This window comes from Inquilinus ginsengisoli (genome assembly GCF_050434925.1).
In the GTDB taxonomy this organism is placed as follows: domain Bacteria; phylum Pseudomonadota; class Alphaproteobacteria; order DSM-16000; family Inquilinaceae; genus Inquilinus; species Inquilinus ginsengisoli_B.
In genome coordinates this window covers 2,501-26,607 of record NZ_JBNDJK010000001.1, presented here as the reverse complement: position 1 = coordinate 26,607, position 24,107 = coordinate 2,501, and the positions used below count along the sequence as shown (strand labels likewise).

Annotated in this window: 20 protein-coding genes, 2 tRNA genes, 2 rRNA genes and 1 pseudogene (1 of these 25 cut by a window edge); 20 read left to right on the top strand and 5 right to left on the bottom strand. The window is 69.0% G+C overall.

Annotation, left to right across the window (positions count from 1 at the left end):
- Positions 1-3: 3 nt before the first annotated feature.
- Entirely contained in the window at positions 4-969 is a 966-nt protein-coding gene (locus QFZ27_RS00135) for a GlxA family transcriptional regulator (protein ID WP_429224051.1), read from the bottom strand.
- 85 nt (positions 970-1,054) lie between these two features.
- Between QFZ27_RS00135 and QFZ27_RS00130 the strand changes: the two genes are divergently transcribed.
- On the top strand, positions 1,055-1,741 hold the full coding sequence (locus QFZ27_RS00130) for a DJ-1/PfpI family protein (protein ID WP_429224050.1): 687 nt from the start codon (positions 1,055-1,057) through the stop codon (positions 1,739-1,741).
- On the opposite strand, the gene QFZ27_RS00125 is transcribed toward QFZ27_RS00130, so the two are convergent.
- Entirely contained in the window at positions 1,738-2,079 is a 342-nt protein-coding gene (locus tag QFZ27_RS00125) for a hypothetical protein (protein ID WP_429224049.1), read from the bottom strand. The two genes, QFZ27_RS00130 and QFZ27_RS00125, sit on opposite strands and share 4 nt — an antisense overlap.
- Positions 2,080-2,226: 147 nt before the next feature.
- Between QFZ27_RS00125 and QFZ27_RS00120 the strand changes: the two genes are divergently transcribed.
- The 10 genes and pseudogenes from QFZ27_RS00120 (at position 2,227) to QFZ27_RS00075 (ending at position 11,739) form a co-directional block, all read left to right on the top strand.
- Positions 2,227-2,985, top strand: coding sequence for a 16S rRNA (uracil(1498)-N(3))-methyltransferase (locus QFZ27_RS00120; protein WP_429224048.1), 759 nt, complete (start codon positions 2,227-2,229; stop codon positions 2,983-2,985).
- Positions 2,986-3,018: 33 nt separating this feature from the next.
- On the top strand, positions 3,019-4,383 hold the full coding sequence (locus QFZ27_RS00115; RefSeq protein ID WP_429224047.1) for a glutamate--cysteine ligase: 1,365 nt from the start codon (positions 3,019-3,021) through the stop codon (positions 4,381-4,383).
- A gap of 138 nt (positions 4,384-4,521) precedes the next feature.
- Positions 4,522-5,913, top strand: a complete 1,392-nt coding sequence (locus QFZ27_RS00110; RefSeq protein ID WP_429232404.1) for a circularly permuted type 2 ATP-grasp protein — start codon at positions 4,522-4,524, stop codon at positions 5,911-5,913.
- A 31-nt stretch (positions 5,914-5,944) separates the two neighbouring features.
- Positions 5,945-6,883: an alpha-E domain-containing protein gene (locus tag QFZ27_RS00105; protein ID WP_429224046.1), complete on the top strand. Its 939-nt coding sequence runs from the start codon at positions 5,945-5,947 to the stop codon at positions 6,881-6,883.
- 12 nt (positions 6,884-6,895) lie between these two features.
- A complete protein-coding gene (locus tag QFZ27_RS00100) occupies positions 6,896-7,723 on the top strand; it encodes a transglutaminase family protein (RefSeq protein ID WP_429224045.1) in 828 nt (275 codons plus the stop codon).
- A 29-nt stretch (positions 7,724-7,752) separates the two neighbouring features.
- Complete coding sequence (locus QFZ27_RS00095; protein ID WP_429224044.1) at positions 7,753-8,484, top strand: proteasome-type protease; 732 nt, start codon at positions 7,753-7,755, stop codon at positions 8,482-8,484.
- 138 nt (positions 8,485-8,622) lie between these two features.
- Positions 8,623-8,892, top strand: a complete 270-nt coding sequence (locus tag QFZ27_RS00090) for a hypothetical protein (RefSeq protein WP_429224043.1) — start codon at positions 8,623-8,625, stop codon at positions 8,890-8,892.
- A 166-nt stretch (positions 8,893-9,058) separates the two neighbouring features.
- Positions 9,059-10,667: pseudogene (locus QFZ27_RS00085) on the top strand (carboxyl transferase domain-containing protein).
- A gap of 5 nt (positions 10,668-10,672) precedes the next feature.
- On the top strand, positions 10,673-10,966 hold the full coding sequence (locus QFZ27_RS00080; RefSeq protein ID WP_429224042.1) for a hypothetical protein: 294 nt from the start codon (positions 10,673-10,675) through the stop codon (positions 10,964-10,966).
- Positions 10,963-11,739: an enoyl-CoA hydratase-related protein gene (locus tag QFZ27_RS00075; protein WP_429224041.1), complete on the top strand. Its 777-nt coding sequence runs from the start codon at positions 10,963-10,965 to the stop codon at positions 11,737-11,739. The genes QFZ27_RS00080 and QFZ27_RS00075 overlap by 4 nt, the downstream gene beginning before the upstream one ends.
- On the opposite strand, the gene QFZ27_RS00070 is transcribed toward QFZ27_RS00075, so the two are convergent.
- From QFZ27_RS00070 to QFZ27_RS00060, 3 genes are all read right to left on the bottom strand, one after another.
- Complete coding sequence (locus QFZ27_RS00070; protein ID WP_429224040.1) at positions 11,740-12,114, bottom strand: hypothetical protein; 375 nt, start codon at positions 12,112-12,114, stop codon at positions 11,740-11,742.
- 208 nt (positions 12,115-12,322) lie between these two features.
- Positions 12,323-13,066, bottom strand: coding sequence for an oxygen-binding di-iron domain-containing protein (locus tag QFZ27_RS00065; RefSeq protein ID WP_429224039.1), 744 nt, complete (start codon positions 13,064-13,066; stop codon positions 12,323-12,325).
- A gap of 73 nt (positions 13,067-13,139) precedes the next feature.
- Positions 13,140-15,176, bottom strand: coding sequence for a beta-N-acetylhexosaminidase (locus tag QFZ27_RS00060; RefSeq protein ID WP_429224038.1), 2,037 nt, complete (start codon positions 15,174-15,176; stop codon positions 13,140-13,142).
- A gap of 254 nt (positions 15,177-15,430) precedes the next feature.
- On the opposite strand from QFZ27_RS00060, the gene QFZ27_RS00055 reads away from it, so the two are divergent.
- The 9 genes from QFZ27_RS00055 to QFZ27_RS00015 all read left to right on the top strand — a co-directional run.
- Positions 15,431-16,672, top strand: coding sequence for an NAD(P)/FAD-dependent oxidoreductase (locus QFZ27_RS00055; protein ID WP_429224037.1), 1,242 nt, complete (start codon positions 15,431-15,433; stop codon positions 16,670-16,672).
- Between the two features lie 82 nt (positions 16,673-16,754).
- Complete coding sequence (locus QFZ27_RS00050) at positions 16,755-17,390, top strand: LysE family translocator (RefSeq protein ID WP_429224036.1); 636 nt, start codon at positions 16,755-16,757, stop codon at positions 17,388-17,390.
- 78 nt (positions 17,391-17,468) lie between these two features.
- Positions 17,469-19,436: an acetyl/propionyl/methylcrotonyl-CoA carboxylase subunit alpha gene (locus QFZ27_RS00045; RefSeq protein ID WP_429224035.1), complete on the top strand. Its 1,968-nt coding sequence runs from the start codon at positions 17,469-17,471 to the stop codon at positions 19,434-19,436.
- A gap of 1 nt (position 19,437) precedes the next feature.
- Positions 19,438-20,340 carry a hydroxymethylglutaryl-CoA lyase gene (locus tag QFZ27_RS00040; RefSeq protein ID WP_429224034.1) on the top strand — a complete coding sequence of 301 codons (903 nt, stop codon included), beginning with the start codon at positions 19,438-19,440 and terminating at the stop codon, positions 20,338-20,340.
- Positions 20,341-20,384: 44 nt separating this feature from the next.
- On the top strand, positions 20,385-20,807 hold the full coding sequence (locus QFZ27_RS00035) for a DUF1489 family protein (protein ID WP_429224033.1): 423 nt from the start codon (positions 20,385-20,387) through the stop codon (positions 20,805-20,807).
- 516 nt (positions 20,808-21,323) lie between these two features.
- Positions 21,324-22,809 (top strand): 16S ribosomal RNA (locus QFZ27_RS00030).
- Between the two features lie 183 nt (positions 22,810-22,992).
- Positions 22,993-23,069: transfer RNA gene (locus QFZ27_RS00025), tRNA-Ile, on the top strand.
- 5 nt (positions 23,070-23,074) lie between these two features.
- Positions 23,075-23,150 (top strand) — tRNA-Ala (locus QFZ27_RS00020).
- A gap of 335 nt (positions 23,151-23,485) precedes the next feature.
- Positions 23,486-24,107, top strand: a 23S ribosomal RNA gene (locus QFZ27_RS00015); it runs 2,118 nt beyond the window's last position.
- The 16S and 23S rRNA genes sit together here with 2 tRNA genes alongside, the layout of an rRNA operon.

The following is a 24,107-nucleotide window of genomic DNA, read 5'->3' as shown; positions in this document are numbered from 1 at the left end:
CGGTCATGGATGCATCGCCGGGGCCGCCGCCGCCCGTCTTCCCCGCCGCATGGCCTGCGGTGGTTGCCCGAAGCAGCGCAGGAAGGCCCGGCGCATCCGTTCCGGATCGGAAAAACCGACGCCGCGCGCGATCGCCTCGATCGGTTCGGCGCCGTCCTCGATCCGCGGCCGGGCCGCCTCGGCGCGCAGCCGCTCGACCGCCTTGGCCGGCGTTTGCCCGGTCTCGGCCAGGAAGGCGCGGCCGAACTGGCGCGGGCTCAGGCATGCCGCCTCGGCCAGGCGGTCGACCGGCAGCGACTCCCGCAGATGCTCGCGCGCGAAGCTGAGGGCGGCCTGGATCCGGTCGGTGGCCGGGGCGAGGTCGAGCAGGGCGGAGAACTGCGACTGCCCGCCCGGGCGGCGGTGATAGACCACCAGGGTCCTGGCCACGGCGCGGGCGGCGTCGACGCCCAGATCCTGCTCGATCAGGGCTAGGGCCAGGTCGATGCCGGCGGTGACTCCGGCGGATGACCAGACCGGGCCGTCCTGGATGAAGATCCGGTCCATCTCGACCCACACCTGCGGGTGCAGGCGCTGCAGCGCGGCCGCCTGTAGCCAGTGGGTGGTGGCGCGCCGGCCGTCCAGCAGGCCGGCCGCAGCCAGCAGGAAGGCACCGGTGCAGACGCTGGTCACCCGCCGCGCCCTGGCCGCCTGGCGGATGAAGGCCAGCAGTGGCGCCGATTCCAGCGCCTGCGTCACCCCACGCCCGCCGGCGACCACCAGCGTGTCGAGCGGCTCGGTATCGACGGGCTCGGTCAGCACCGGCAGGCCGGCGGAACTTGCCACCGCCCCGCCCCGCTCCGAGATCACCCGCAACCGGTAGGGCGGCGGCGTCAGGTCTCGCGACGCCGTGTCGAACGCCGCCAGCGGCCCCGACAGGTCGAGGATGTTGAAGCCGGGGAAGACCAGGAAGCCGATCGTGCGGGCCATGGCGATAAATGAGGGAACAATGTCGTTTCAGACATGATCCTGCGCGCCGATACTGCGGCTGTCAATTCCCGTCCCGGAGGCCGCCATGGACACCGTCATCGTCTTTCCGATCTATCCCGGCGTCACCCATCTCGACTTCACCGGCCCGCACCAGGTGCTGGCGCGGCTGCCCGGCGCCAGGACCGTTGTCGCCTCGATCGGCGGGGAGGCGGTCAGCGTCGACGGGCTGACCTTCGCCAACCTCGCCCGGCTGGAGGTGGTGGAGCGTTCCGACGTGCTGTGCGTGCCGGGGGGCTTCGGCTGCGTCGATGCGATGCGCAGCGACGCTTATCTGGGTGAGATACGCCGGCTCGCCGCCACGGCCCGCTATGTCACTTCGGTCTGCACCGGGTCGCTGATCCTCGCCGCCGCCGGCCTGCTCGAAGGGCGGCGCGCGGCCTGCCACTGGGCCTGGCGCGACCAGCTGGCCCTGTTCGGCGCCATCCCCGATCCCGGCCGCGTGGTCCGTGACGGCAATGTCTTCACCGGCGGCGGCGTCACCGCCGGTATCGACTTCGCCCTGACCCTGGCGGCCGAGCTGGCGGACGAGACGGTGGCGCAGGCGATCCAGCTGTCGCTCGAATACGCGCCGGCGCCGCCCTTCGACTCCGGCCGGCCCGAGACCGCGGCGCCGGAGATCGTCGAGCTGGTGACGGCCCGCAACCGCGCCCGGATGCCGGACCGCCAGGCGATCATCGAACAGGTGGCGAGGGAGCGTCGCCGGGCTTCCTAGTCGCGCCGGCGTCCGGAGGCCTCCTGCGCCAAGCCGATCCTGGCCAGGCGCAGGAGTTCGGGCAGCGCCGTCCTGACCTCCGCGATCAAGGCAGCGTTCTCGTCCCATTTCTGGTCGGGAGGATCGACGTAGCGGGGTTGTTGCAGCAGGCACGCCGCCACCACCACGTCGAGTGGCCAATCGCCCTCCCGCAAGGACCCGAAATCCCCGGTCTCGGGCTCGGTGGAGACGGCGACGGCGCTCATCGCATGGTCGTCGTCGAGGTGCCGCACGAACCAAGGACCGGGCGACGCCGCCCGGTCGAGTTCCTGCAGCCTGTCCAGATCGATGCCGGTCATGGGGCTTCTCCGAAGTGCCGGGCTCCGCCCCAGCTTCGGTGATCGGACATTCGACTGCAACGGATCGTCGATGGCACGTCAAATCGTGCCGAGCGTTTCCTCCCAAGGATCCGTTGCCGCCCGACTGGGCAGCGGCTAGCGTCGCGCATGACCTCCGACGCCCTGCCGCGCACCCGCCTGCATGTCGACGCCCCTCTTGAGGAGGGGCGGGCGGTGGCGCTGTCCGAGGCCCAGGCACATCACCTGCGCGGTGTGCTGCGGCTGACGCCGGGCGCCGGCTTGCGCCTGTTCAACCCGCGCGACGGCGAATGGCTGGCGCGGCTCGATGCCCTCAGCAAGGCCGGCGGCAGCGCCCTGGCCGAACGGCAGCTGCGCGTGCCCGAGCCCCTCTCCGACCTCTGGCTCTGCTTCGCCCCGGTGAAGAAGGACGCGGTCGACGCGGTGGTGGAGAAGGGGACGGAGCTCGGCGCCGCCGTGCTGCAGCCGGTCTTCACCCGCTTCACCGACGTCCAGCGCGTCAATCTCGACCGGCTGCGCGCCCATGCCGTGGCCGCGGCCGAGCAATGCGAACGGCTGGACGTGCCGGAGGTCCGCGACCCGGTCGGGCTCGACGCCCTGCTCGCGGCCTGGCCAGCGGGTCGGACGCTGCTGGTCTGCGCCGAGGCCGGGGCGGCCCGCCCCATCGCCGAAGCGGCGGCGGCAGCCACCGGCCCCGCCGCCTTGCTGGTCGGCCCCGAGGGCGGCTTCGCGGCGGCGGAGCTCGAGACCCTGCAACGTCACGAATTTGTTCGACCCGTTGGCCTCGGCCCTCGTATTCTGCGCGCCGACACGGCGGCCATCGCCGCGCTCGCGGTCTGGCAGATGCTGGCCGGCGACGGGCGCGGCCGGCCGCCGCATCGCGTTTGACCCCAACCGATCCCGCCATCCGAGTACCCGCCCATGTCCGGTCCCCAGAGCGCCAGCGCCGCACCGATCGAAAGCAAGGCGCAGCTCGTCGACTATCTCGCCGCCGGATCCAAGCCGCCCGAGGATTGGCGCATCGGCACCGAGCACGAGAAGTTCGCCTTCCGCCTGTCGGACCTGAAGCCGCTGCCCTATGACGGGCCGGACGGCATCCGCGCCGTGCTCGAGGGCTTGGCCGGCTGCGGCTGGGAGCGGGTGGAGGAAAACGGCAACCTGATCGCGCTGATCCGCGACAAGGCGTCGGTGACGCTGGAGCCGGGCGGTCAGGTCGAGCTGTCGGGCGCGCCGCTGCGCAGCATCCATGAGACCTGCTCCGAGGTGGCCGATCATCTGGCCCTGGTGAAGAAGATCGGGGAGCAGCTCGGCATCGGCATGATCGGCCTGGGCTTCCAGCCGAAATGGCGGCGTGAGGACATCGGCTGGATGCCGAAGGGCCGCTACAAGATCATGCGCGACTACATGCCGAAGCGCGGCTCGCTCGGCCTCGACATGATGAAGCGGACCTGCACGGTGCAGGTCAATCTCGACTTCGCCTCCGAAGCCGACATGGTGAAGAAGTTCCGGGCCAGCCTGGCGCTGCAGCCGATCGCCACGGCGCTGTTCGCCAACTCGCCCTTCACCGAGGGCAAGCCGAACGGCTTCCAGAGCATGCGCAGCCATATCTGGACCGACACCGACCCCGACCGCACCGGCGATCTGCCCTTCGTGTTCGAGGACGGCTTCGGCTTCGAGCGTTATGTCGACTACCTGCTCGACGTGCCGATGTACTTCGTCTACCGCGACGGCCAGTACATCGACGCGTCCGGCCACAGCTTCCGCGCCTTCCTGAAGGGCAAGCTGCCGGTCTATCCGGGCCATCTGCCGACCCTGAACGACTGGGCCGACCATCTGACCACCGCCTTCCCCGAGGTCCGGCTGAAGAAGTTCCTGGAGATGCGCGGCGCCGATGGCGGGCCATGGTCGCGGCTGTGCGCCCTGCCGGCGCTGTGGGTCGGGTTGCTGTATGACGGCACGGCGCTCGACGCCGCCTGGGACTTGGTCAAGGACTGGACGACGGAAGAACGGGCGGCGCTGCGCCGCGACGTGCCGCGCCTCGGCCTGGCCACCCCGTTCCGCGGCGGCACCGTGCGCGACGTAGCGCTGCAGGTGCTGGCGATCGCCCGCAGCGGCTTGGCCGCCCGGGCCGCGACCGACGCCATCGGCGGTACTGAGGAGGGCTTCCTCAACGAGTTGCAGCGCATCGCCGACAGCGGCGAGACCCAGGCTTCGGAGATGCTGCGCCGTTACGAGACCGAATGGGGCGGCTCGGTCGATCCCATCTTCACCGCCTACGCCTACTGACCCGGCAGACCTTGCTGGAATTTTAGGCATCCTTCGCCGGCCGCCGCAGAATTTTGCTTGCGGTCGGTGGCACATGCCTTGCTTGATGTTTTGGTCGAGCAGGGACGTGCCGGAGGGATAGTGCAGGCATTCGACGAGATGGGCGGGGATCCGGTCCGATCCCCCTATGCGGCCCTGGCAGATTGGCTGGCGGCGACGCCGGCCTCGGTCTTCGATTTCAAGCGCCGGGAGGCGGCGGCGTTGTTCCGCCGCATCGGCATCACCTTCGCGGTCTATGGCGAGGGCGGCGATCCCGAGCGGCTGATCCCGTTCGACATCATGCCCCGCGTGCTCGACGCCGCCGAATGGCAGCATCTTGAGCGGGGGCTGGCGCAGCGGGTGAAGGCGCTGAACGCCTTCCTGCACGATGTCTATCACGACCAGGAGATCCTGCGCGCCGGCCAGGTGCCGGAGCGGCTGGTGCTGCACAATCCCGGCTATCTGCCGGAGATGAAGGGGCTGGACCCGCCCGGTGGCGTCTACACCCATATCGCCGGCATCGACATCGTCCGGGTTGGACCGAACGACTTCTACGTGCTGGAGGACAACGCCCGCACGCCGTCCGGCGTGTCCTACATGCTGGAAGGCCGCGAGATGATGATGCGGCTGTTCCCGGACCTGTTCGCCCGGCACAGCGTGGCGCCGGTCGAGCACTATCCGCAGGAGCTGCTGGCGACGCTGCGATCGGTGGCGCCGCGCAACTGCGAGGGCGAGCCGACGGTCGCCCTGCTGACCCCCGGCATCTACAACAGCGCCTATTTCGAGCACAGCTTCCTGGCCGACCGCATGGGCATCGAGCTGGTCGAGGGGCCGGACCTGTTCGTGCGCGACGCCGTGGTCTACATGCGCACCACCCGCGGGCCGAAGCGGGTCGACGTGATCTACCGCCGGATCGACGACGAGTTCCTCGATCCGCTGGTGTTCAACCCGGACTCGGTGCTGGGCGTGCCCGGCCTGTACCACGCCTATCGCGCCGGCAATGTGGCGCTGGCCAACGCCATGGGCACCGGCATCGCCGACAACAAGGCGATGTACATCCACGTCCCGGCGATGATCCGCTTCTATCTGGGTGAGGAGCCGATCCTGAAGAACGTCCCGACGTGGGACTGCTCCAAGCCCGAGGAATGCTCCCATGTCCTCGGCAAGCTCGACGAGCTGGTGGTCAAGGAGGTGGCCGGGTCGGGCGGTTACGGCATGCTGGTCGGGCCGACCGCCAGCCGGGCCGAGCGCGAGGCCTATGCCGAGCGGGTCAAGGCGCAGCCGGACCTGTTCATCGCCCAGCCGACTCTGGCGCTGTCGACCTGTCCGACCTTCGTCGACCAGGGCGTGGCGCCGCGCCATGTCGACCTGCGTCCTTTCGTGCTGACCGGCCAGGACCAGGTCCGGATCGTGCCGGGCGGGCTGACCCGGGTGGCATTGCGCGAAGGGTCGCTGGTGGTCAATTCCAGCCAGGGCGGCGGCACCAAGGACACCTGGGTGCTGACGGCATGACGGCACAGGACATCAAGACAGGGTCATCGGGATGCTGAGCCGCACCGCCGACAACCTCTACTGGCTCGGCCGCTACGTCGAGCGCGCCGAGAACCTCGCCCGTATCCTCGAGGTCGCCGACCGCATGGCGCTGACGCCGAGCAGCGGCGGCGCGCACCAGGACGAATGGCATTCCGCCGTCGTCATTTCCGGCTGCCAGGAGGGCTTCTACAAGAAGCACGACGCGGCGACCCCGGCCACGGTGGTCGACTACATCGCCCGCGACCCGGACAACCCGGCCAGCATCCGCTCCTGCCTGCAGCGGGCGCGGACCAACGGGCGGGCGGTGCGCGCGGCGCTGACGCGGCCGATGTGGGAGACGCTGAACGCCACCTGGCTCGACCTCGACGGCAAGGAGGTGCTGATCGCCAGTGGCGACCTGCGCGACTTCCTGGAATGGGTCAAGGAACGGGCGATGCTGTTCCATGGCGCCGTTGCCGTCACCATGCTGCGCGACGACGCCCACATCTTCCTGCAGCTCGGCACCATGCTGGAGCGCGCCGACAGCACCGCCCGGCTGCTCGACGTGAAGTACCACGTGCTGTTGCCGGCGAATGAGGAGGTCGGCGGCGGCCTTGACTTCTATCAGTGGGCGGCGGTGCTGCGCGGCGCCTCGGCGCTCGGCAGCTATGCCTATCTCTATCGCGACGGCATCAAGCCCTCGCAGGTGGCCGAGCTCCTGATCCTGCGGCCGGAGATGCCGCGCTCGCTGGTCGGCTGCCTCGGCGAGATGATCGACCTGCTGGGCCAGCTAGCCGATCTCTACGGCCGCAAGCATGAATGCCAGCGGCTGGCCGGGGAGATGCATTCGCGCTTGCGCTACGGCCGGATCGACACGATCTTCCAGACCGGTTTGCACGAATACCTGACCGCGTTCATCCAGCAGAACAATGTCCTCGGCCTCGAGGTCAGCAAGGCCTATCTGATCTGATCCGTTCCGGCCATGCGCCTCCTGATCCGCCACGAGACCCGATACCGCTACGATGCCCCTGTCACCCGCACCCTGCAGACGCTGCGCCTGACGCCCCGGTCGCATGACGGGCAGGAGGTGCTGCGCTGGCGGGTGGTGCCGCCGGCCGGGGCCAGCCTCGCCGCCGGCGGTGAGGACGGCTTCGGCAACATCGTCGCGATGCTGTCGCTGGAACGGCCGCACGACGCCCTGACCCTTCTGGTCGAAGGCGAGGTCGTGACCCGCGACACCGGGGGCGTCGTCACCGGGGCCGAGGAGCGGTTCCCGCCCGCCTTCTATCTGCGCCCGTCGCCGCTAGCCGGCACGGATGCCGCACTGATCGCGCTGGCGGAAGAGGCTGCCGCCGGCGGGCGCGAGCCGCTGGCCCTGGCCCATGCGCTGATGCTGGCGGTGCACGGCCGCATCGCCTTCCGGCCCGGCCTGACCCATGCCGCCACCACCGCGGCCGAGGCGCTGGCCGCCGGCGTCGGCGTGTGCCAGGACCACACCCATGTCTTCCTGGCCTGCGCCCGCCACCTCGGCCTGCCGGCCCGCTATGTGTCAGGCTACCTGCTGATGGCCGACGGCAGCGTCGAGCAGGCGGCCGGCCATGCCTGGGCCGAGGCCTTCGTCGACGGGCTCGGCTGGGTCGGCTTCGACGCCGCCAACGGTATTTGCCCGACCGAGCACTATGTCCGAATCGCCGTCGGGCTCGACTACCGCGACACCATGCCGATCCGCGGCCTGCGCCAGGGCGGCGGGGCCGAGGCGCTGGAGGTTCTGGTCCGCGTCGGCCAGTCCCAGACCCAGGCGCAGGCCTGATCCTTCACCATGACCCCGGACCCTTTCGCATGACCTACTGCCTCGGCCTGCTGCTCGAAGACGGGCTGGTGATGATCGCCGACACCCGCACCAACGCCGGCGTCGACAACATCTCGACCTTCCGCAAGATGCATATCTGGGAACGGCCGGGCGACCGGGTGATGGTGCTGCTCACTGCCGGCAACCTCGCCATCACCCAATCCGTGGTCGCCCTACTGTCGGAGGCGGTCGACGCCGGCGACGGGCGCGAGAGCCTGACCACCGCGCCGTCGATGTTCCGCTGCGCCGAGCTGGTGGGCGAGGCGGTGCGCGCGGTCTGGAACCGCGACGGCCCGGCGATGGAGCAGCATGCCGGCGGCTTCAACGCCTCCTTCCTGCTCGGCGGCCAGATCGCCGGGCGCCGCTGCCGGCTGTTCGAGGTCTACCAGGCCGGCAACTTCATCGAGGCGACGGCCGACACGCCCTATCTGCAGATCGGCGAGCACAAATACGGCAAGCCGATCCTCGACCGTGCCGCGCGATTCGAGACGCCGCTGATCGACGGGCTCAAGCTCGGCCTGGTGTCGATGGATTCGACCCTGCGCAGCAATCTCTCGGTCGGGCTGCCGATCGACATTGCGCTGTACCGCCGCGACGCGCTGAAGCTGGCCCTGCGCAAGCGGGTCGGCGAGGACGATCCCTACTTCTCCGGCCTGCGTCAGCGCTGGTCGGACGCGCTGCGCCAAGCCTATCAGGCCATCCCCAATCCGGATTGGTCATGACCGAACGAATCGAAGCGGGAACTATTTAGCAGGTTTCAAGGTTGAAATTGATGGGAGCCTGAACCACCCTTCCGGTGTTGTATCGGCGTAAAGCCGTGTCCACGGCCCGACCGATAATGATAATGAGGAGATTGTGCCATGAGCATCGCGCTTCGTAGAACCGTCCTGCTGTCCGGTTTCGCTGCGCTCCTGGCGCTTGGTGCCTGCGCCCAGCCGCAGGATACGGTGGTGGACGCCCGAGCCCCGGCCGCGCTGCCTGCCAACGTGCCGGCGGGGTCGACGCTCGAAAGCTCGACCACCGTGGTCGGACCGGACGGACAGGTCGTGAACCGCCACGTCTACCGGGCGCCGAACCAGCTCATCACCAATGGGCCGCAGTGCACCAAGGGCGATCCGCAGTGCCCGTGATCGGCCCGGCGCTCTGAAAGCGACGGAAACGGGAAAAAAGGGGGCTTCGGCCCCCTTTCTTGTCGGACATGAATCGGTGCTCGCCGGAAACAATCTTTCTGCCCTTGCCCGGACTCCTTCGGCCCGGCATGGTGCGCGGCACTATTGGCTTGAGCTGGAGCCGCCCATGCCCGTGCTGAACAGCGCGGTCGACCCCCGGTCCGCCGCCTTCCGCGGACAACGAAGCGGCCATGCGCGCGGCCGTCGACGACCTGCAGGCGACCGTCGCCCGGATCAAGCTGGGCGGCGGCCAGGTGGCCCGCGACCGGCACGTCGCCCGCGGCAAGCTGCTGCCGCGCGAGCGGGTTCGCGGGCTGCTCGATCCCGGCGCGCCCTTCCTCGAGCTGTCGCAGCTCGCCGGCCACGGCGTCTATAATGAGGACGTTCCCGCGGCCGGCATCATCACCGGCATCGGCCCGGTCTCCGGCCAGGAATGCGTCATCGTCGCCAATGACGCGACGGTGAAGGGCGGCACCTACTACCCGCTGACGGTGAAGAAGCACCTGCGGGCGCAGGAGATCGCGCGCGAGAACAACCTGCCCTGTCTCTATCTGGTCGATTCCGGCGGCGCCTTCCTGCCGCTGCAGGACCAGGTCTTCCCCGATCGGGACCATTTCGGCCGGATCTTCTACAACCAAGCGACGATGTCGGCTGCGGGCATCCCGCAGATCGCGGCGGTGATGGGCTCGTGCACCGCCGGCGGCGCCTATGTCCCGGCGATGTCCGACGAATCGATCATCGTCAAGGGCCAGGGCACGATCTTCCTCGGCGGCCCGCCGCTGGTGAAGGCGGCGACCGGCGAGGAGGTCTCGGCCGAGGATCTCGGCGGCGCCGATGTGCACAGCCGCATCTCCGGCGTCACCGACCACTACGCCCAGGACGACCACCACGCGCTGGCGATCGCCCGCCGCATCGTCGGCGACCTGAACCGGGTCAAGCGCCCGGCCGTGGCCCTGCGCGACCCGGCGGAGCCGCTGTACCCGGCCACCGACCTCTACGGCATCGTCGGCACAGACCTGCGGAAGCCCTTCGACGTGCGCGAGGTGATCGCGCGGCTGGTCGACGGATCGGAGTTCGACGAGTTCAAGGCGCTGTACGGCACCACCCTGGTCTGCGGCTTTGCCCATCTCTGGGGCATCCCGGTCGGCATCGTCGCCAACAACGGCATCCTGTTCTCGGAAAGCGCGCTGAAGGGCGCGCATTTCGTCGAGCTGTGCTGCCAGCGCGGCATTCCGCTGCTGTTCCTGCAGAACATCACCGGGTTCATGGTCGGCTCGAAATACGAACGCGGCGGCATCGCCAAGGACGGCGCCAAGCTGGTCACCGCCGTGGCCTCGGCACAGGTGCCGAAGCTGACCCTGCTGATCGGCGGCAGCTTCGGCGCCGGCAATTACGGCATGTGCGGCCGCGCCTACGGGCCGCGCTTCCTGTTCATGTGGCCGAATGCCCGGATCTCGGTGATGGGCGGCGAGCAGGCGGCGAACGTCCTGGGCCAGGTGCGGCGCGACGGCATCGAGGCCAAGGGCGAGACTTGGCCGGAGGCGGAGGAGGAGGCGTTCAAGGCGCCGATCCGCGACCAGTACGAGAAGCAGGGCCACCCCTACTACGCTTCGGCCCGGCTGTGGGACGACGGGGTGATCGACCCGGCCGACAGCCGGCGGGTGCTGGCCCTGGCGCTGTCGGCGGCGCTGAACGCGCCGATCGAGCCGACCCGATTCGGCGTGTTCCGGATGTGAGTGGAATGATTCAGAGCAACTTCTTCGAATGGCTCGGCGAGGCGCTGGGCGGGCTGATCGGCTTCATCATTCGCGCGATCCGTGGGGTGGTGGACGGCCTCGGCGGCGCGGTGAACGATTTCCTCGGCGGCATGGCCCGCTCGATCGGGATGAACGCCTCCATCTTCTCCTTCGCGCTGCTGATCCTCGGCCTGTTCCTGCTGTACTGTTCCGTCCGCGCCTTCATCGCCCGGTCGATCGTGGCTGGCATCGTCTGGGCGCTGCTGGGTCTGCTGGTGCTGAGCTGGGTGGTGCGATGAGCGCGGTCCGGATCGAGATCGAGAACGGCATCGGCACGGTCCTCATGGACCGGCCGGACCGCCACAACGCCTTCGACGAGCATGTCATCGCCGAGCTGACGGCGGGCTTCGCCGGGCTGGGCGCCGACGAGTCCGTCCGTGCGGTGGTGCTGCGCGGCGCCGGCAAAAGCTTCTCGGCCGGCGCCGATCTCGACTGGATGCGCCGGATGGCCGCCTATGACGAGGCCGCGAACCTGGCCGATGCCCGGGCGCTGGCGGCGCTGATGCGCACCATCGACACGCTGCCGAAGCCGACAGTCGCCCTGGTCCATGGCGCGGCCTATGGCGGCGGGGTCGGGCTGGTCGCCTGCTGCGACATCGCCATCGCCACCGAGGCGGCTGCCTTCTCGCTGTCCGAGGTCAAGCTCGGCCTGATCCCGGCGGTGATCAGCCCCTATGTCGTGCGCGCCATCGGCGCCCGCGCCGCCCGCCGCTATTTCCTGACCGCCGAGCGCTTCGACGCGGTCGAGGCTCGGCGCCTCGGCCTGGTGCATGAGCTGGCGGCAGGCGACGGGCTGGATGAGGCGGCGCGGCAGGTCCTGGCGGCGCTGCGCGGCAACGGCCCGGCGGCGGTCCGGGCGGCCAAGGACCTGGTCGGCGCGGTGGCCGGCAAGGCGCCGGCCGAGGTCGAGGAGGATTGCGCCCGCCGCATCGCCGCGATCCGCGCCGGCGACGAGGGCAAGGAAGGCGTCGCCGCCTTCCTGGAGAAGCGCAAGCCGTCCTGGCTGGAGTGATCAGCCGGCCGGCGTGGACCAGGCCCGAACGACGTTGACCAGGAACAGCAGCATCGAGGCGACGGTCAGCAGCGAGCCGATGATGACCACGGCCTCCTGCTGCCGGGTCGTGGCCAGGTAGATGCCGAGCGGCAGCAGAAAGGCGCCGGCGGCGGCAACCCAGAAATGCAGCACGCCCAGCCCGCCGGACTTGGCGAAGCCCAGCCGGTAGCCGATCCCGAACAGGGCGAGCGAGACCCAGCCGACGAGATTGATGTGGGCATGCACCGGCACCAGCTGGAAGTCATGGGCCATGCCCATCTGGATCCCCAGCAGCATGCCGGCCAGCCCCATCAGAACGGCCAGGATGAAGAACGCTCTGTCGATGCTGCGCATCATATCCCTCGTTGATCGACGACGGCCGCCGGAACGCCGGCGCCTGTTCTGCCGCGCCGGAGGATGCGCCGCGCCGCTCGTGCCGGCCTGTTACCGGCGGCACAGGCAGCGCCGGCGCATCCCCGCCCCCCAGGCGCGACCGCAGTGTCGTCGGATCGCGGCGCCGCCGCACTCCCCCAAGATTAGGGGATGGCGGCGCGTTCGGGGATCAGCCTGCCAGGCGATCCAACTGTTCCCGCAGCCGGAGCGCGCAGTCGTCGGCCAGCGCGTTCAGGGCGGCCGCACCGTCGCCGTGGAAGGATGATCCGTGCATGATGGCGAGCGTGCGCGGCGACAGCCCGGCGAGCCGGCGGATCGTCGGCGCCGTCATCGGCGTCAGGGCGCTGGCGCCGAACATGTCCTCCGCGGCGCGGGCCGGCCCCACGACGTCGCTCTCGGTCAAAGCGGGGCCGTCGCCGACATGGGTGAACAGGTCGCCGCACAGCAGCGTCCCTGTGGTCTCCTCGTACAGCAGCCCGGCGTCCCAGCCATGCGGGATCTGCGGCGTATCGAGGTGGCGCAGCCGCTTGCCGCCGAGGTCGATCACCTCACCGTCGGCCAGGGCCCGCGGCGGCCGGTCGGCCATGTCGTTGATCGACACCATGCAGCCGATCCCGCCCTGCACGAGCTGCGCCTGCGGCGCCGCCGCCAGCCATTCGTTCATGGCGCCGCATTCATCGGCCTCGACATGGCCGAAGCCGATCCAGCGCAGCCGGTCCGCCGCTATCACCTTGGCGATGGCGACGACGACGGACGGAAACATCCGCCGCGGCCCGCAATGGAACAGCAGCGGCTCCTCGGCCCTGATCAGGAACTGGTTGAAGGTGAAGCCGTCCGGCGGCGCGATCTCCGGCACATAGGTCGACAGCCGATAGATGCCGTCGGCGATCTCATCGATCCTGGTCTCTCCCATCCCTGTTCTCCCCCGGGCTTCGCCTGGCCGATGGGTCGGGTCGAGCTGCCCGTGGGGTCATCTTATCAGGAGATCAGTCCGACCAGTGTCCGTACAGATTCGGCATCAGCCCGGCCAGGGCGCTGAAGCGGGCCCAGGACTTCGCCTTCCGCCGGGTCCAGCCGGCCTCGGCGATGGCCGACAGCCGGGGGAACACCAGCCGGTCGAACACGGCGCGGTCGGTCATCGGCTCGGACCAGATGCAGGCCTGCACGCCCATCAGATGCTTCAACTGGTCCTCGGTCCAGCCCCGGGTGGGCTCGAACTCATAGGTCTCCCGCGGGCCCGACCAGCCGGCCCAGCCGGCGCCCGGCTCGGACCAGGCGGTGCCCTGCGACATGTCGAGGTAGTAGCGCTGCCCCGGGGCGACGACGACGCCGTAGCCGCGGCCGGCCAGCTCGGCGCTGGCCTCGACCGACCGCCAGCCGACCAGGTAGCTCTTGTCCTTCTCGATCACGTCGCCATGCGCCGCCTCCTCCCAGCCGCCGGTAACGACGCCGCGCGAGGCCAGGAAGCGCTGGACCCGCTGCAGGAACCCGGCCTGCAGCACGGCCGTCGCCGAGCCTTCGATGGCGTCGGCGCCGTGCTTGTTGCCGATCGTGTTCACCAGCGTGGCGTGCTGCGCGGCCAGCGCCTCGCCGCCGGCCTCCTTCAGGCGGTCGAGCGCGAGCGGCGAGCCCGACCAGGCGGCCAGCGGCACCTCGTCCGCGCCGACATGCAGGATCTTCGACGGAAACAGCGCGATCAGCTCGTCGAACAGGGTCTCGAGGAAGCCGTAGACCGGCTCATGCGCCGGGTTCAGGCAGTTGTTGGGGAAGCCCTGCACCGACTGGTACTCGCCATGTTCGCCTGGATCGCGCAGATGAGGCAGGGCGTGCAGCACGGCGTAGCAGTGGCCGGGGATGTCGATCTCCGGCACCACGACGATGCCCAGCCGGTCGGCCAGGGCGACCAGGTCGCGGATCGCCTGCTTGCTGTAATAGCCGCCCTGCGGCTCCGGGCCGGAGCCGAGCAGCGGCGGCAGCGCCAGCCCGTGGCCGCGCCAGGCACCGACCCGGGTCAGCTCCGGATAGGCCTCGATCTCGACGCGCCAGGCCTCGTCGTCCGACAGGTGCCAATGGAAGCGGTTCATCTTGCTCCAGGCCAGCAGCTGCACGAACCGCGCGACCTCGGCCGAGGAATAGAACTGCCGGGCGACGTCGAGATGCGACCCGCGCCAGCCATGGGCGGGGGAATCCTCGATCTCGCCGCCCGCGGGGAACAGGAAGGTCTCGGGATGGCGCCTGGCGCCGCGCCAGATCTGGCCGAGCGTGATCAGCCCGTAGAGCAGGCCGGTGCGGGTGGAGGCTCGCAGCACGACGCGATCCTCGGCAAAGGCGATGCGATAGGCCTCGGGGCCGAATCCCGGCTCGATCACGAGATCGACGGCCAGGCCGCCCTCCGCCTCGGGGCGCGTGATGCCCTCGGCCGGGAACAGCGCGGCGGTCAGCTCGGCGAAGGCGGCGGTGGCCTGCACGGCTTCGGCACCTTCGCCCTTCGGCGCCAGCCCGGCGGGAACGGCGCGGCGGCCGCTGACGGCGACCTTTTCCGGCCAGGGAATCACCGAGACCGGCACCGGGAGGGTCGTGCCCGAGATCGACATCGTCACCGAGGCCGGGACGGGGAAGCGCTGGGTGCCCCGCTTCAGCGGCGCGTTGTCGGCGGCCGAATGCGTCGGCGCGGTGGCGACCGGCGCGGTCGAGCCATCGGCCAGCGCGACATAGGCGGTGGTGGCGCCGTCGGTCCAATGGCGCAGCGGATAGCTCAGGCCCCGTGCCGTGATCGTCCAACTGGTGCCGGGGGCCAGCTCCAGATCCGGCGCGGGCGTGAATTCGGAATGGTTGGACAGCCGGGCGGTCAGCGTGCCGCCCTCGATCACCGCGGCGGGGTCGATCCGGGCGGGCCCGCTGACACAGAGCTTGAAGCCCGAGACCGTGCGGTCCGACTGGTTGGTCAGCCGCAGCGCGTAGCTCAGCGAGTCGCCGCCCTCGGCGGGCCGCCAGAAGGTTTCGAGTCGGAACGGGGACGTCATCGGTCGGGCCTTCGCGGTTGTCGGGAATGGGACCGTCCGGTCCCCGCAGCCCGGCTGCCGGGTCGTTGCGATCGACGACGCGCCGTCTGCTGCAGGCCATGCTGCCCATGGCTGCCGGGTGAAGGCAATGGTCTATACCACGCCAGGACGCAGATTTTGCTCGGGCCGCTCCGGGCGCTCGCCTCCCAACCTTTCCGGGATGTGCTATGCGGGCATCGGCAGGCCGGACGGCATGCTCAGAAAGGCAAGTCACCGTGATCAGAAGCGATGTCGCCGTGCTCGGGGCCGGAATCGTCGGGGTCTCGACCGCCCTGCATCTGCAGGCGCGCGGCCGATCGGTGGTGCTGGTCGACCGCCGCGGCCCCGGCGAGGAGACCAGCCACGGCAATGCCGGGCTGATCGAGCGCGCCAGCGTCGTGCCCTACGCCTTCCCGCGGTCGCTGACCGAGCTGCTGCGCTATGCCTCGAACCGGCGGATCGACGCCCGCTACCATTGGGCCTTCCTGCCGCGGATCGCGCCCTGGCTGTTCCAGTACTGGCGCCATTCGTCCCCGGCGCGCCTGGCCGAGGCGGCGCGGGCGATGCTGCCGTTGATCGAGCGCTGCCTGGACGAGCACCGGCCGCTGCTGCAGCAGGCCGGCATCGCCCATCTGGCGCGCGACACCGGTTGGCTCTCGGTGTACCGCAGCGCCCGCAGCCTGGAGGCCGGCGAGGCGGGGAGGGCGGTCGCGGCCGCCCACAGCCTGAATTTCGGGGTGCTGGACCCGGGCCAGATCCGGGCGCTGGAGCCGCATCTGGCGGACGGTCTGGCCGGCGGCGTGCACTGGCAGGACCCCGTGTCCGTGTCCGATCCCGGCGCCGTGACCAAGGGCTATGCCGAGCTGTTCCTGCGCCGCGGCGGCCGCCTGGTGCAGGCCGATGCCCGGTCGCTGCAGCCGGCCGAAGGCGGCTGGAGCCTGCAGGGGCCGGACGGCCCGGTGCTGGCACGCGACGCGGTGGTGGCGCTCGGCCCCTGGTCGCTCGACCTGCTGCGGCCGCTCGGCTACCGGCTGCCGCTGGCGGTCAAGCGCGGCTACCACATGCATTACCGGCCACGCGGCAACGCCGTGCTGAACCGGCCGGTGCTGGACGACGACCAGGGCTTTCTCCTGACGCCGATGGTGCGCGGCGTGCGCCTGACCACCGGCGTCGAGATGGGCCCGCGTGACGCGCCGCCGACGCCGGTGCAACTGCAGGCCGCCGAGGCCGCGGCGCGGTTGCTGTTCCCGCTGGAGGCCCGGGTCGACGAGCAGCCCTGGCTCGGCGCGCGGCCCTGCCTGCCCGACATGCGGCCGGTGATCGGCCCGGCGCCGCGGCACCAGGGGCTATGGCTTGCCTTCGGCCACGCCCATCACGGCTTCACCCTGGGACCGGTCACCGGCCGGCTGCTTTCCGAGATGATCATCGGCGGCGAGACCGTGGTCGACCCGTCGCCCTACCGCGCCGACCGGTTCTAGGGCGGGACGGCCATGCGTCCGCCGGAGCTGGCGGGCGCCGGCGGAGAGCCTAGGATCCTTCGTCCGCAGATCCGAGGCTCCGATGTTCGATCCGGCAACGCTCGCGCTGTACATGGCCGCCGCCCTGGCGCTGAACCTCACGCCGGGACCCGACATGCTGTTCTGCTTCGCCAACGGCGTTTCCCGCGGCCGGCGCTCCGGCTTGGCCGCGGCGCTCGGCATCGGCGGCGGCGCGGCGGTGCACACTGTGGCGGCGGCGCTGGGCCTCGCCGGGCTGTTCGCCGCCTCGCCGACCGCCTTCGAGATCCTGCGCTGGGGCGGCGCCGCCTATCTGCTGTGGCTGGGCGTGAAGGCGCTGCGTAGCACCGCCTCCGGCCTCCGCGCGGCCGGGCCGCTGCCGCCACGGCCGGCGGGCCGGATCTTCTTCGACGGCATGGTCACCAACGTGCTGAACCCGAAGGTGGCGCTGTTCTTCATCGCCTTCCTGCCGCAATTCGTCGACCCGGCGCACAGCGCGGTGCTGCAGATCCTGGTGCTGGGCACGCTGGGCAACATCTCCGGCACCACCATCAACGCCCTGGTCGGCATGTCCTCGGGCGGGCTCGGCCGGCTGCTGTCGCGGCGGCCGATCGTGGCGCGGCTGCTGAACGGCTTCACCGGCATCGTCTTCCTCGGCCTGGCCGCGCGGCTGGTGCTGGCCGACGGGCGGCCGAAATAGCGTTTCGATTTCCCGCGTGCGCCGCGGACCGGCCCTGTTAGATTGTTGCCCGAACCCAGCAGCAGTTTCGGGGCCGGAATGTTCGACACGCTCCTGATCGCCAATCGCGGTGAGATCGCCTGCCGGGTGATCCGGACGGCGCGGCGCCTCGGCCTGCGCACCGTCGCGGTCCATTCCGACGCCGATGCCGGGGCGCGTCACGTCGCCGAGGCGGACGCCGCGATCCGCATCGGCCCGGCTCCGGCCCGCGACAGCTATCTGAAGATCGACACCATCCTGGCCGCGGCCAAGGCGACCGGCGCGCAGGCGATCCATCCCGGCTACGGCTTCCTGTCGGAGAATGCGGAATTCGCCGAGGCCTGTGCCCAAGCCGGCATCACCTTCGTCGGCCCGCCGCCGGCCGCGATCCGGGCCATGGGCGGCAAGAGCGAGGCCAAGGCGCTGATGGCGGCGGCCGGCGTGCCGCTGGTGCCGGGCTATCACGAGGCCGACCAGGACCCCGCCCGGCTGGCGGCGGAGGCGGCGACGATCGGGTTCCCGGTGCTGATCAAGGCTTCGGCCGGCGGCGGCGGCAAGGGCATGCGGGTGGTCGAGCGGGCCGAGGATTTTGCCGCCCAGCTCGCCGGCGCCCAGCGCGAGGCCGCGTCCTCCTTCGGCAATGACCGGGTGCTGGTCGAGCGCTACCTGGCCCGGCCGCGCCATGTCGAGATCCAGGTCTTCGCCGACGGCCACGGCAATTGCGTCTACCTGTTCGAGCGCGATTGCTCGATCCAGCGCCGCCACCAGAAGGTGGTGGAGGAGGCGCCGGCCCCCGGCCTCGACCCCGCCATCCGCAAGGCGATGGGCGAGGCGGCGGTCGCCGCGGCCCAGGCCATCGGCTATGTCGGCGCCGGCACGGTCGAGTTCCTGCTCGACACCGACGGGCGCTTCTACTTCATGGAGATGAACACCCGGCTGCAGGTCGAGCATCCGGTGACCGAGGCGATCACCGGGCTCGACCTGGTGGAATGGCAACTGCTGGTCGCGGCCGGCGGCACGCTGCCGCTGGGCCAGGACGATCTTGCCATCAACGGTGCGGCGATCGAGGTCCGGCTCTATGCCGAGGATCCGCAGGCCGGCTTCCTGCCGCAGACCGGGCGGCTGGCGCATCTGGCGCTGCCCGAGGCGCCGCCGCGTGTCCGCATCGATTCGGGCGTGCGCCAGGGTGATTCGATCTCGATCCATTACGACCCGATGATCGCCAAGCTGATCGTCTGGGACATCGACCGGCCGGCGGCGGTGCGGCGGCTGGCCCGGGCGCTGGACCAGGCGCGGATCGCCGGCCTCGCCACCAATCTCGACTTCCTCCGCGCGATCGCGCGCCACCCGGCCTTCGCCGCGGCCGAGCTCGACACCGGCTTCATCGGCCGCCACGCGGCGGAGCTGCTGCCGCCGCCTGCTCCGGCCGCCTCGGAGGACATCGCGCTCGCAGCCCTCGGGCTCGTGCTCGGCCGGGCCCGCGACCGCGCCAGCCCCTGGGGCCTGGCCGATGGCTGGCGGATGAATGACGAGGCGGAGGAGGTTCTGCGCCTGGCCGACCGTGACGCCGAGATCCCGGTGGCGGTGCGCTACCGCCGCCATGGCGGGCTGTCGATCGGCGCGCCAGACGGGCCGGTCGAGGCCGGCGGCACGCTGGCGGGGCGGGATCTGACCGCCCGGCTTGGCGACCGCACCGTGCGGGCGACGATCGTGGCGGCCGGCGAACGCGTCGCGGTGCTCCGCGACGGTGCCGACCGGGTGTTCGGCATCATCGACCCGCTGGCCCATGCGGGCGAGGAGGCGGGCGCCGCCAACCGGCTGACCGCGCCGATGCCCGGCCGGGTGATCGCGGTGCTGGTCGAGGCCGGCGCCAAGGTCACCAAGGGCCAGCCGCTGATCGTGCTGGAGGCGATGAAGATGGAGCACACCGTGGCCGCGCCGGCGGACGGCACCGTCACCAGCCTGCCCTTCGCCGCCGGCGACCAGGTCGACGAAGGCGTGGCCCTGATCGGCTTCGAGGCCGCCTGACATGCTCCCGGCCAAGGTCCGAATCGTCGAGGTCGGCCCGCGCGACGGGCTGCAGAACGAGAAGGCGGTGGTGCCGCTCGAGGCCAAGGTCGGGCTGATCGATCGTCTGTCGGCCACCGGACTGACGGTGATCGAGGCCGGTGCCTTCGTCAGCCCGAAATGGGTGCCGCAGATGGCCGATTCGGCGGAGGTGATGGCCCGGATCGCGCGCGCGCCCGGCATCTCCTATCCGGTGCTGGTGCCGAACGAGACCGGCCTCGACGCTGCGCTCGCCGCCGGGGCGGCCGAGATCGCGGTGTTCGGCGCCGCCTCGGAGAGCTTCAGCCGCCGCAACATCAACTGTTCGATCGCCGAGAGCCTGGCCCGATTCGCCCCGGTCGTGGCGCGTGCCCGGGCGTCGGGGCTCAAGGTGCGCGGCTACGTCTCCTGCGTGCTCGGCTGTCCTTATGAAGGCGAGGTGCCGGCGGCGAAGGTGGCCGAGGTCTCGGCCGCCCTGTTCGATCTCGGCTGCTATGAGATCAGCCTTGGCGACACCATCGGGGTCGGCACGCCGGGCAAGGCGGTGGCGATGGTCGAGGCCGTGGCGGCGCGGATTCCGCGCGAGTCGCTGGCGGTCCATTTCCACGACACCTATGGCATGGCCGTCGCCAACATCCACGCGGCGCTGCAGCGGGGCGTCGCCGTGGTCGATTCGGCGGTGGCGGGGCTGGGCGGCTGCCCCTATGCCAAGGGCGCCACGGGCAATGTCGCGACCGAGGATGTGGTCTATCTTCTCGACGGCCTCGGCATCGCCAGCGGCGTCGCCCTGGACCGGCTGCTCGATGCCACCCGATTCATCTCGGGCGTGCTCGACCGGCCGCCGGCCTCCAGGACGGCCCGCGCGCTGATCGCCCGCGACGCCTGATTCATCCCGAAACGTGGCCGCGACGGCGCGGCCATGGAGGAACTGTGCCTGTCCATCTGTTGAAGGTTGCCGTCGGCATCTCCGAGCCGGCCCAGCTCGCCACGGTCCAGCAGGGCCGGCGCCACGTCGTCGACGGGCGCGAAGTCGTATACGGCTACACCAAGCGCATGCCGACCCGGCGGGACGACCTGATCGGCGGCGGCTCGATCTTCTGGGTGATCCGCCATGTCATCCTGGTGCGCCAGCCGATCCTCGACATGTTCATGGTGACCGACGAGGACGGCGACACCTATTGCCGGCTGCTCTACGAGCCGGAGCTGACGGCGGTGGAAGCCCGGCCGCTGCGCGCCTTCCAGGGCTGGCGCTATCTCGACCCGGACGCCGCGCCGCGCGACCTCGGGACGTCGTCGGAGAGCGACCTGCCGGCCCATTTGCAGCAGGAACTCAGGGCTCTCGGGCTGCTCTGAGAGGGCCTCCGGGGGCTCCGACAAGAAATTCACGGAAGTGCAAAAAAGCTCTTGCGTGGTCCGGATCACCCCCCTATAAACCGCTCCACCGACGGCGACGCCGCGGCGACGAACTCGAAAGAGAGAGACGCAGCGGAGAGCAGCCAGACAAGGTTGCAAAAGCCGGGTCGGGACACTACATCGACGTTTCGCCCTGGCGGGCCGGCCCTGGAAGGGGAAGGCGCGACGGGCGGATGCGGCTCTGGAGCCAGGAAGCTGGTGGTAAGGGCGACGGATCTTGGACAAGTGAGAAGCATTGGAGAAGGGATACGCGGCCGGCGGTTTGGTCTTCGGTTGGAGGGCACAAACAAGCGGGCGCGGTATCTCGGACGCTAGTAGAGTCATGAGCGTCGGGCGGGTGCAAGCCGGTTCGACGTGGATGGCTCAGGTGTGTGAGGTGCAGCCTCGGTCTTCGGACTGGGGTGGAGCGCTCCACTAGTAGGGTTTGGTTGGCGCAAGCTGGCTGGATCTGAAGTCGAACCTGAGAGTTTGATCCTGGCTCAGAACGAACGCTGGCGGCAGGCCTAACACATGCAAGTCGAACGCTCCGCAAGGGGAGTGGCGCACGGGTGAGTAACACGTGGGAACCTACCTTCTGGTACGGAACAACCAAGGGAAACTTTGGCTAATACCGTATACGACCTCCGGGTGAAAGATTTATCGCCGGAAGAGGGGCCCGCGTCCGATTAGGTAGTTGGTGAGGTAACGGCTCACCAAGCCGACGATCGGTAGCTGGTCTGAGAGGATGACCAGCCACACTGGGACTGAGACACGGCCCAGACTCCTACGGGAGGCAGCAGTGGGGAATATTGGACAATGGGCGCAAGCCTGATCCAGCCATGCCGCGTGAGTGATGAAGGCCTTCGGGTTGTAAAGCTCTTTCACCCACGACGATGATGACGGTAGTGGGAGAAGAAGCCCCGGCTAACTTCGTGCCAGCAGCCGCGGTAATACGAAGGGGGCAAGCGTTGTTCGGAATGACTGGGCGTAAAGGGCGCGTAGGCGGTTCGTTGCGTCAGATGTGAAAGCCCCGGGCTCAACCTGGGAACTGCATTTGATACGGGCGAGCTTGAATCCAAGAGAGGGTGGTGGAATTCCCAGTGTAGAGGTGAAATTCGTAGATATTGGGAAGAACACCAGTGGCGAAGGCGGCCACCTGGCTTGGTATTGACGCTGAGGCGCGAAAGCGTGGGGAGCAAACAGGATTAGATACCCTGGTAGTCCACGCCGTAAACGATGTGTGCTAGCCGTCGGGCAGCTTGCTGTTCGGTGGCGCAGCTAACGCGATAAGCACACCGCCTGGGGAGTACGGTCGCAAGATTAAAACTCAAAGGAATTGACGGGGGCCCGCACAAGCGGTGGAGCATGTGGTTTAATTCGAAGCAACGCGCAGAACCTTACCAACCCTTGACATGGGAAGTATGGGCCTGGGAGACCGGGTTCTTCAGTTCGGCTGGCTTCCACACAGGTGCTGCATGGCTGTCGTCAGCTCGTGTCGTGAGATGTTGGGTTAAGTCCCGCAACGAGCGCAACCCTCCTCTTCAGTTGCCATCATTCAGTTGGGCACTCTGGAGATACTGCCGGTGACAAGCCGGAGGAAGGCGGGGATGACGTCAAGTCCTCATGGCCCTTACGGGTTGGGCTACACACGTGCTACAATGGCGGTGACAGTGGGCAGCGAAGGGGCGACCTGGAGCTAATCCCCAAAAGCCGTCTCAGTTCGGATTGCACTCTGCAACTCGGGTGCATGAAGTTGGAATCGCTAGTAATCGCGGATCAGCACGCCGCGGTGAATACGTTCCCGGGCCTTGTACACACCGCCCGTCACACCATGGGAGTTGGTTTTACCCGAAGACGGTGCGCTAACCAGCAATGGGGGCAGCCGGCCACGGTGAGATCAGCGACTGGGGTGAAGTCGTAACAAGGTAGCCGTAGGGGAACCTGCGGCTGGATCACCTCCTTTCTAAGGATGCCCGACAGTTGGAGCCTAGGTCTCGATCATGAGGCTGAAGGCCGCCGGCCACGTATCCCTTCTCCGTTCCAGCCGATGAACCGGCTGGCCTCGAGCGACGCTGCGGCGCTGATCCTTCGGGATTGGTCTCCGGCAGCGAAGCGATAGGCCAGACGCCGGTTCATCAAGCTTTTAGGGCTAGTAGCTCAGCTGGTTAGAGCGCGCGCTTGATAAGCGTGAGGTCGGAGGTTCAAATCCTCCCTGGCCCACCACCCTTGGGGGCGTAGCTCAGTTGGGAGAGCGCGTGCTTTGCAAGCATGAGGTCGTCGGTTCGATCCCGTCCGCCTCCACCAAATGGTGTGAGAAGACGAGGGGCTGACGATGAGGCCTCAAGTAGCGCGAAGCGCGATAGGCCACGCTAAAGGTTAAGCTGGAACGAGAGAAGACGACGGATCGCAGCTCCGGATGGAGCTGTGGCAGATCGCGCAAGTGATCGCGGATATTGGACATTGTGAAGAGAATGCGAAGACGGAACGATCGCCGTCTTGGACCTGAGGGGCTTGCCCTGACTGGTCACAAGGCGAGGATTGTTCCGGCTGCGGGGAGAGGCGTCGATGTATGGTGCCGAGAGTCCTGGGTTCAGGGCGCTTGCCACTGTGCGCGGTGCTTCTCTAGTAGAAGAAGCTGAGATCAAGCGTTTAAGGGCATCTGGTGGATGCCTTGGCACTGAGAGGCGATGAAGGACGTGGCACGCTGCGATAAGCTGCGGGGAGGGGCGAGCACCCTTTGATCCGCAGATTTCCGAATGGGGAAACCCACCGCTTATGCGGTATCCGGCACTGAATCCATAGGTGACGGAAGCGAACCCGGGGAACTGAAACATCTCAGTACCCGGAGGAAAGGACATCAACCGAGACTCCGTTAGTAGTGGCGAGCGAACGCGGACCAGGCCAGTGATCACATCTACATAACCGGAACCGTCTGGAAAGTCGGGCCATAGCGGGTGATAGCCCCGTACGGGTAAACCGGGTGTGATCCATGAGTAGGGCGGGACACGTGAAATCCTGTCTGAACATGGGGGGACCACCCTCCAAGCCTAAGTACTCCTCAGTGACCGATAGTGCACCAGTACCGTGAGGGAAAGGTGAAAAGCACCCCGACGAGGGGAGTGAAAGAGACCTGAAACCGGATGCCTACAAGCAGTCGGAGCGGACTTGTTCCGTGACGGCGTACCTTTTGTATAATGGGTCAGCGACTTAGCGTGTGCAGCAAGCTTAAGCCGAGAGGTGTAGGCGCAGCGAAAGCGAGTC